The 8,068-nt window shown below is 72.5% G+C and carries 10 protein-coding genes; 2 read left to right on the forward strand and 8 right to left on the reverse strand.

From position 1 onward, the window contains the following. Nucleotides 1-295 precede the first annotated feature (295 nt). The gene (locus tag DI269_RS14825; RefSeq protein WP_112137126.1) at nucleotides 296-1,468 is read left to right on the forward strand and encodes a thiolase family protein; all 1,173 of its coding nucleotides are present in this window, start codon (nucleotides 296-298) and stop codon (nucleotides 1,466-1,468) included. A 113-nt stretch (nucleotides 1,469-1,581) separates the two neighbouring features. On the opposite strand, the gene DI269_RS14830 is transcribed toward DI269_RS14825, so the two are convergent. The 8 genes from DI269_RS14830 to DI269_RS14865 all read right to left on the reverse strand — a co-directional run bounded on the left by DI269_RS14830 (nucleotide 1,582) and on the right by DI269_RS14865 (nucleotide 7,623). Continuing rightward, a complete protein-coding gene (locus tag DI269_RS14830) occupies nucleotides 1,582-2,391 on the reverse strand; it encodes an IclR family transcriptional regulator domain-containing protein (protein ID WP_112137128.1) in 810 nt (269 codons plus the stop codon). Between the two features lie 4 nt (nucleotides 2,392-2,395). Beyond that, a complete protein-coding gene (gene pcaC, locus DI269_RS14835; protein ID WP_112137130.1) occupies nucleotides 2,396-2,851 on the reverse strand; it encodes a 4-carboxymuconolactone decarboxylase in 456 nt (151 codons plus the stop codon). Continuing rightward, nucleotides 2,838-3,650 carry a 3-oxoadipate enol-lactonase gene (gene pcaD / locus DI269_RS14840; protein ID WP_112137132.1) on the reverse strand — a complete coding sequence of 271 codons (813 nt, stop codon included), beginning with the start codon at nucleotides 3,648-3,650 and terminating at the stop codon, nucleotides 2,838-2,840. The genes pcaC and pcaD overlap by 14 nt, the downstream gene beginning before the upstream one ends. Then, complete coding sequence (locus tag DI269_RS14845; RefSeq protein WP_157975000.1) at nucleotides 3,647-4,723, reverse strand: lyase family protein; 1,077 nt, start codon at nucleotides 4,721-4,723, stop codon at nucleotides 3,647-3,649. Before DI269_RS14845 ends, pcaD begins: the two co-directional genes overlap by 4 nt. An 89-nt stretch (nucleotides 4,724-4,812) precedes the next feature. Then, nucleotides 4,813-5,313 carry a protocatechuate 3,4-dioxygenase subunit alpha gene (gene pcaG / locus DI269_RS14850; RefSeq protein ID WP_112137136.1) on the reverse strand — a complete coding sequence of 167 codons (501 nt, stop codon included), beginning with the start codon at nucleotides 5,311-5,313 and terminating at the stop codon, nucleotides 4,813-4,815. Further along, nucleotides 5,313-6,029: a protocatechuate 3,4-dioxygenase subunit beta gene (gene pcaH / locus DI269_RS14855; RefSeq protein WP_112137138.1), complete on the reverse strand. Its 717-nt coding sequence runs from the start codon at nucleotides 6,027-6,029 to the stop codon at nucleotides 5,313-5,315. Before pcaH ends, pcaG begins: the two co-directional genes overlap by 1 nt. Nucleotides 6,030-6,049: 20 nt before the next feature. Next, nucleotides 6,050-6,769, reverse strand: a complete 720-nt coding sequence (locus tag DI269_RS14860; protein ID WP_408612300.1) for a CoA-transferase subunit beta — start codon at nucleotides 6,767-6,769, stop codon at nucleotides 6,050-6,052. Between the two features lie 41 nt (nucleotides 6,770-6,810). Next, on the reverse strand, nucleotides 6,811-7,623 hold the full coding sequence (locus tag DI269_RS14865) for a CoA transferase subunit A (protein WP_112137142.1): 813 nt from the start codon (nucleotides 7,621-7,623) through the stop codon (nucleotides 6,811-6,813). A gap of 216 nt (nucleotides 7,624-7,839) precedes the next feature. Here DI269_RS14865 and DI269_RS27135 point away from each other — a divergent pair. Next, nucleotides 7,840-8,068: aldehyde dehydrogenase family protein (locus DI269_RS27135; protein WP_157975001.1), on the forward strand; the 229-nt coding region annotated here is incomplete at its 3' end.

Consider the following 8,068-nt stretch of genomic DNA (forward strand, 5'->3'; position numbering starts at 1 on the left):
CCCCGCACCCCGCACCCCGCCCGCAGTCTGCGGGCCCGAGCCCGCCACCGTTACACCCGATCGGGTGAATTTCCCGCGGGGAGGCCGATTGCGGGCCCGAAACTGTCGGACCCCTCGGCAACCATCGCCGCTACGGTCCCCTTCTGGGTGGGTGGGGGCTAGGGATGGTCTCCACCTTTAGCCCTCAATGCCCCTTGTGAAGGTCGCTCTCGTTCATTACTGTTCGCATAGAGCACACAGTTTCACTATGCGCACACCAAAAATCGACCACTTCCGCAGACCCCCGGGGGCCGCCGTGAGCACCGCCTTCATCCTCGACGCCGTCCGCACCCCGATCGGCCGCCACGGCGGCGCGCTCGCCCCGGTGCGCCCGGACGACCTGGCCGCCAAGGCGATCGCAGGCCTCGTCGCGCGCCGGCCGGACCTCGACCCGGCTGACATCGGCGACGTCGTCCTCGGCAACGCCAACGGCGCGGGCGAGGACAACCGCGACGTCGCCCGCATGGCCGTCCTCCTCGCCGGCCTCCCGACCTCCGTCCCCGGCACCACCGTCAACCGCCTGTGCGGCTCCGGCGCCGAAGCCGTCGTCGGCGCGGCCCGCGCGATCGAGTGCGGCGACGCCGACCTCGTCGTCGCCGGCGGCGTCGAGTCGATGAGCCGCGCCCCGTGGGTCATGCCGAAGACCGAGAAGCCCTACCCGCGCGGCGGCCTCGAACTCGCCGACACCGCGCTCGGCTGGCGCCTCGTCAACCCCGCGATGAATCCCCAGTGGACCGTCAGCCTCGGCGAGGGCGCCGAGATCCTCGCCGACGAGTTCGGCATCACCCGCGACGCCCAGGACGCCTTCGCCGCCCGCAGCCACCGCCTCGCCCACGCCGCCTGGGAGTCCGGGGCCTTCGCGGACGAGGTCCTCCCCCTCCCCGAACTCTCCCGCGACGAGGCGATCCGCCCCGCGACCACGCCCGAGATCCTCGCGAAGCTGCGGACCGCGTTCCGCACCGACGGCACCGTCACCGCCGGGAACGCCAGCCCGCTGAGCGACGGCGCGGCCGCCCTCCTCCTCGGCGGCGAGACCGCCGCCGAAGCCCACGGAAAGCCCTTGGCGCGCATCGTCTCCCGCGCGGTCACCGCCGTCGAGCCGCACCGGTACGGCATCGGCCCGGTCGCCGCCGCCGAGCGGGCCCTCGAACGCGCCGGGATCGGCTGGGGCGACCTCGACACCGTCGAACTCAACGAGGCCTATGCGGCGCAGTCGCTCGCGTGCCTGGCGTCCTGGCCCGACCTCGACCCCGAGATCGTCAACCCGCAGGGCGGCGCGATCGCCCTCGGCCACCCGCTCGGGTGCTCGGGCGCGCGAATCCTTGCCACGCTCGCGTGGCGGCTCCGGCGGGAAGGAAAACGGTACGGCCTGGCGGCCATGTGCATCGGCGTCGGCCAGGGCATCGCGGTCGTCATCGAAGCGGCCTGACCGCACCAAGGCAGCACGCCGCAGCGAGGCGGCCTAGCCGCGCCGCCGCGAGCAGTGCCGAAGCAACCGAGCCTCGCCTCGGAGCGCCATGCCCAGCCCCGAATCGGGGAGGCTCAGCCGAACTGGATCGCCATGTCGGCGAGGATCCGCGTCGCGGTCGCCATCAGCGGCGGCAGCAGGTCGCGGCGGGCCGAGTCGAGGTCGGTGCGGCTGGCGTGCGAGGAGACGTTCACGGCCGCGACCGCCCGCCCCCACTGGTTCCGGATCGGGACCGCGATCGACCGCAGCCCGTCCTCCAGCTCCTGGTCGACGAACGCCCACCCCTGCGCCCGGACCAGGTCGAGCTCGGCGCGCAGCCGGGCCTCGTCGGTGATCGTGTGCGAGGTGAACGCGGTCATCTCGGAGGCGGCCAGCGCCGCGTCCAGCTGCTCGCCGTCCAAGTCCGCCAACAGGACCCGGCCCATGGAGGTGCTCACGGCGGGGAAGCGGGTGCCGATGTTGATCGAGACGCGCATGATCCGCTGCGTCGCGACCCGCGAGACGTAGACGATGTCGGTCTCGTCGAGCACCGCGACCGACGCCGACTCCTGCACCTCGGCGACCAGGCGCTCCAGGTGCGGCTGGGCGATCTCGGGCAGGGTCAGGCTCGACAGGTACGCGAAGCCGAGCTCCAGGACGCGCGGGGTGAGCGCGAAGTAGCGGCCGTCGAAGCGCACGTACCCGAGTTCGGTGAGGGTCAGGAGGAACCGCCGCGCGGTCGCGCGGGTCAGCCCGGTCTCCTTGGCGACCTCGCTGAGCGTCATGGCCTCCCGCTCGGCCGAGAACGACCGGATGACGGCGAGCCCGCGCGCGAGGGTCTGCACGTAGTCGGAGTTGCGGGGCGCGCTCGTCGGCGTCTCGTCGCCGTCCGGGATCTCCTGCATGCGCTCAGCCTATCCGTGCGTCGCGGCCCGGCGCCCCGCCGCGCTCGGCGGAGCCGGCGTCGACACCGTCGTCCGCCGCGACGCCATCCTCGGCAACGTCGTGCTCCGCCACAACCCGACCCGCAAGGTGAAAGGCCCGGTTGGCCCTGGGCAGACCCGCATAGACGGCCGTGTGGAGGAGGACCTCCTTGACCTCGTCGGCGCTCACGCCGTCGTCGAGGGCGGCGCGGACGTGCATCACGAGCTCGTCCTCGCACCCGAGCGAGCACAGGACGCCGATGGTGAGCAGCCGCCGGGTGTGCGTGTCGAGGCCGGGCCGGGACCAGACCCCGCCCCAGGCGTACTCGGTGATGAACTCCCCGAAGTCCCGGTCGAAGTCGGTCCGGGCGGCGTTTGAGCGGTCCACGTGGGCGTCGCCGAGGACGGCCCGCCGCACCCGCTCCCCGTCAGCGTCCGTCATCGCCACCCTCCTCACGCGGTGCTTCGAACTCCGGCACTTCGAGTTCGGGCGCTTCCAGGAACGCGATGAGAATGCGGTTGAACCAGTCGGGCCGCTCGGCCGTCAGCAGGTGCTTGGCGCCCTCGGCGAGGAGCATCCGCGAGTCGAGGATCTGCTCGTCGAGGAACGCGGCGTCCGCGGGCGTCGTGACCTCGTCGGCGGTCCCGCCCGCGATGAGCGCGGGCGCGACGATCCGGCGCACGTCCTCGCGCTGGTCCATGGCGCCCAGCGCTTCGCAGCAGGCCGCGTAGCCGTCGGCGTCGCAGGCGTCGAAGCGTTGCCGGAACTCCGCGACCGTGTCGGACCGGGCCTTGATGAAGTCGGGGGAGAACCAGCGGCCCATGCCGGCCTCGCTGATGGCGGCGGTCCCGTTGGCGCGCACGGTCTCAGCGCGGTCGCGCCAGCCCTCCGGGGTGCCGATCCTCGCGGCGGTCGACACGAGCGCGAGCCGGTCGACGCGCTCGGGACGCGTCACGGCCAGCCGCATCGCGACCGCGCCCCCGAGCGAGACGCCCGCGAAGTGCGCGCGCTCGATCCCGAGGTGGTCGAGGAGGTCGACCACGTCGCCGACGAGGTCGTCGACGGTCAGCGCGCCGCCCTCGAACGGCGTGCGCCCGTGCCCGCGGGCGTCGAAGCGCACCAGGCAGAACCGGGCCCCGAGCGGGGTGACCTGCGGCCGCCACATGTCGAGGGTGGTGCCGAGCGAGTTGACGAGGACCAGCGGCGGGCCCTCGCCGTCGACTTCGAAATGGGGGATCATCCTTCGGCCTCCCGCAGGTTGCGCTCCATGGCTTCGGCGTCGATCTGCAAGCCCTCCAGGCACTCCCGCAGCCAGGCGGCCGCGGACCCGGTGAGCCGCAGCAGGTCCGAGAGGGTCTCCCACTCGCTGTGCCACAGCCCGGGGGAGCGCTGGAGCTCCTGCGGCATCGCGGCGTACAGGGTCGCGACGAGTCCGGGCGTGCGGGCGGCGCACGCCCGCGCGCAGGTCGCGGCGACCGGGTTGCGCTTGTGCGGCATCGAGGTCGAACCGCCGGGACGCCCCTCCCGGACCTCGCCGATCTCGTTCTGGCTCAGCAGGATCACGTCGACCGCGACCTTCGCGCACGCCCCGGCGGCCTCGGCGGCGGCCGCGCCGATGCGCACGACGGGCCCGCGGGAGGTGTGCCCCAGGTACAGACCGGGGTCCATGCCGAGCCGGCGCAGGTAGTGCGCGCGCAGGTCCTTCTCCGGGATCATCCGCTTCGACCAGTTCACGCCCACCGGCCCCGAGAGGGCGCCGGGGAACCCGAGCCCTTCAAGCGCCATGCGGGCCTGGCGGATCCCGAAGTTCCAGCGGCCGTTCAGATTCGTGAGGCCGATCGGCTCGGCGTGCTGGAGCAGGGTGCGGCCCCACAGCCGCGGTTCGTGCTCCCACTCCTCCCGGACGAGGTGATCGAGCAGCGCGTCCTCGCAGGCGCGCAGGTCCTCCATCACGGCCGCGACGGCGTCCTTCGCGACGAGCATCATCGCGGTGTCGAGGATGTCCTGGCTGGTCGCCGTGAAATGAACCGCCTCTTGATACTCCTCCGACACGAGTTCGCGCAGCCGGTCCACCACGCCCGCAACGGGATTGCCGATGTCGGCTGCAGAGGCGGCGACCGCCGCCAGGTCGAAGTTCTCCGGCATCGCAGCCGAGACGACCGCATCGGCCGCCTCGCGGCTGACGTACCCGGTGTCGGCCGCGGCCTCGGCCAGGGCCGCCTCGACGCGCAGCAGCGCGTCGAGCCAGGCCCGCGACGAGACCGCCTCGGCGGCCCGGCCGCGGGCGAAGACCGCGTCGAACAGCTCCGTCACCGGGCCCCTCCCCTCATCGGCGCGCCCGCCCGCACCTGCGGCCCGGACCTGGCAGGGCTCCGCGACCACCAAGCCCCGGAACCGAACGCTCAGACATCGAAGAACACCGTCTCATCATCCCCCTGAAGCCGGATGTCGAAACGGAATCCGTCCTCCTCTGCGACGGCGACGAGCGTGTGCCGCCGGTCGTTGGGGACCTTCGCGAGCACGGGATCGTAGGCGTTGAACGCCTGGTCGGGGAAGTACACGCGGGTGTGGAGGTGCAGCAGCAGGCCGCGGGCGTGGACCAGGACGGCGAGGTGCGGCGCGCAGCCGTCCTCGGTCGCGCCGGGCGTCACGGTCGTGAACGCGAAGCGGCCCTCGGGCGCGGTCGAGCAGCGCCCGAACAGGCCGCGGTCGAGGCGGCCCTCGCCGTCCGCTTGCAGGACTTCGACGAGCGCGTCGGGGACCGGCTCGCCCGCGCCGTCGAAAACGGTCCCGTGAACGTGCAGTTCCCCGCCCTCGACGATGACCGGCCCGCCCTCGTAGGGGAGCGCGAAGCCGTAGAACGGCCCGACGGTCTGGGCCGGGGTCAGCGGCTGGTCCGGCATCAGTCCTCCTCGGGGAGATCGGTCTCGAAGATCGACTTCTCGGGGCCGCGCAGGACGATGTCCCAGCGGTAGCCGGTGGCCCACTGGTCCACCGTGGCGTCGAGGTCGAAGGCCGCGACCATGCGTTCGCGCGCGGCCGCGTCGGTCACCGAGCGCATCACCGGATCGTAGGGGAAGAGCGGGTCGCCGGGGAAGTACATCTGCGTGATCAGGCGCGACGCGAACGCAGTGCCGAACAGCGAGAAGTGGATGTGCGCGGGCCGCCAGGCCTTGTCGTGGTTGCGCCACGGGTACGGGCCGGGCTTGACGGTGATGAAGCGGTAGTTCCCGGAGTCGTCGGTGAGGCAGCGGCCGACGCCGGTGAAGTTCGGGTCCAGCGGCGCGTCGTGGGCGTCCTCGGCCTGCGCGTACCGGCCCGAGGCGTTCGCCTGCCAGACCTCGACGAGCTGCCCGGCGAGCGGAGCACCGTTGCCGTCGCGGACCTGCCCGGTGACGACGATGCGCTCCCCCAGCGGGGCGCCGTCGTGCTGGGCGGTGAGGTCGGCGTCGAGGGGCCCGATCGGGCCCGAGCCGAGGAACGGCGCGGCCAGCTCGGTCTCGGGGTTGTGGAGCTGCACGAGCGGCCGCTTCGGGTGGCGCAGTGCGGTGGACTTGTAGGCGGGGAAGTCGCGGTCGGGGTGGACGTCGCGGCCGTCGCGGCGCAGGAGGTTCGCCATGTCGTCGCTCCTTCGAAGGGTCAAGAGGTCAAGGCGCGCAAGGCGTCGAGTTCGGCCGCGCTCGGCGGCTCGGTGACGGCCAGCGCGGGGGAGACGCACAGCGGCCATCCGGTGCGGGCGACCGCGTCCTCGGGCCGGGCGCCCGGGTGGACGCTGGTGAGCACGAGTTCCCGGGTTCCCGGATCCGGTTCGAGTACACCGAGGTCGGTGATGACGCGGACCGGCCCGGCCCCGCGCAGTCCGAGGCGCTCGCGCGCCCCGGGCCCGTCGCCGTGGCCGACGGAGGTGGTGAAGTCGAGGCGGTCGACGAAGATCCGCGGCGTGTGCCGCACGACCACGATCGTCTCCTTGCAGGAGGCCGCGATCTCGGGGGCGCCGCCGGCCCCGGGCAGGCGGACCTTCGGGCGGCGGTAGTCGCCGATGACGGTGGTGTTCAGGTTCGCGTACCGGTCCAGTTGGGCCGCACCGAGGAAACCGACGTCGATCCGGCCCGGCTGGAGCCAGTAGTTGAAGATCTCGGCGCTGGAGACGACGGTGTCGGCGGTCTCGGCGAGGGAGCCGTCCCCGATGGACAGCGGGGGGCGCTCGGGCTTGGAGCCGATGGTCCCCGACTCGTAGATGAGGACGATGCCGGGCGCGCAGGTCGCGCGGGCGAGGTTGGCGGCCAGGGAGGGCAGCCCGATCCCGACGAAGCAGGTCCGGCGCCCTTCGAGGGCGCGGGAGGCGGCGACGGTCATCATGTCCTCGGCGCTGGGCCCGCCGTTCACGTCTCCCAAATCGCTCACCTCGCTTCGGTCATGACGTTCGAGTGGATCCAAGCCAGGAAGGTCTCGCGGTCGCGGCTGACGGCGTCCCATTCGCGGTAGAAGTCGTTGTCGCGCTCGGTGTACCCGGCCGCGTACGAGGGCGAGGCGCCGCCGGGGACCTCGCAGACCCAGTCGACCACCCAGTGCGGCAGCAGGATCGCGCCGGGCACGGGCTCCAGCTCGTCGACGATCTCCTCGACGGTGACCACCGATCTCGTCGCGGCGAGCACGGCCTCCTTCTGGGCGCCGACGATCCCCCACAGCTGCACGTTCCCGTCCCGGTCGGCGCGCTGCGCATGGATCACGGCCGCATCGGGATTCAAAGCGGAGACCGCGGTGAGCCGCTCGCCGGTGAAGGGGCAGTCGATGGGCGCGATGGAGTCGGTGACATCGACCAGGTCGGTTCCGACGTATCCGCGCAGGACCGCGAACGGCAGCCCGGACGCCCCGGCGACATAGCGGTTCACCATGCCCGCGTGGGAATGCTCCTCGATGTCGAGTTCGCGGGGCCACCCGTGCTCGACGGCGTCGCGCAGCCGGTGCAGCGAACCGACCCCGGGGTTGCCGCCCCAGGAGAAGACGAGCTTCGCGGCGCACCCGGCGCCGATCAGCTGGTCGTAGATGACGTCGGGGGTCATCCGGATGAGCGTCAGGTCCTTGCGCCCCTGGCGGATCAGCTCGTGCGCGGCCGCATGGGGGATGAGATGGGTGAAGCCCTCCAGTGCCACGGAGTCGCCGTCCCGGACGGCCGCTGCGAGGGCTTCGGGGAGGGCGGCCAAGACGGCCATGCGCCACCTCCAGGGGAGTTCGGTATGCGAACGAACGAAGCATACACGAACACTCATCGTTTTCCAACGCCCGCGACGCCGCGCCCCTTGCCTGGAATACCCGATCCCGATACGATGCAGGAGTTCACATGACGAACACCAATCCGCAAAGCGAACACTCCCGGTACCCTCTCGGCCCTCCGCACCTCCTCCCCCACGCCGACAGGAGCGACGACGATGTCAACCGAACTCCCTTCTCCCGCTTCCCTCCTCGACCCCTCCATCTGGGACTCCGCCCGCTTCGACGGCGCCTGGCACCCCTCCGGAACGGTCCGCCCCGTGATGGAGCCGGCCACCGGCGAGACCCTCGCCCACGCCGCGGTCGCCCTCCCCGGCGACATCGCGGCCGCCGCCCGCGCCGCCGCCGCGGCCCAGCCCGCTTGGGCCGCAACGCCCTTCCACGTCC

The sequence above is a fragment of the Glycomyces dulcitolivorans genome, assembly GCF_003265355.1.
GTDB classification, from domain to species: Bacteria; Actinomycetota; Actinomycetes; order Mycobacteriales; family Micromonosporaceae; genus Glycomyces; species Glycomyces dulcitolivorans.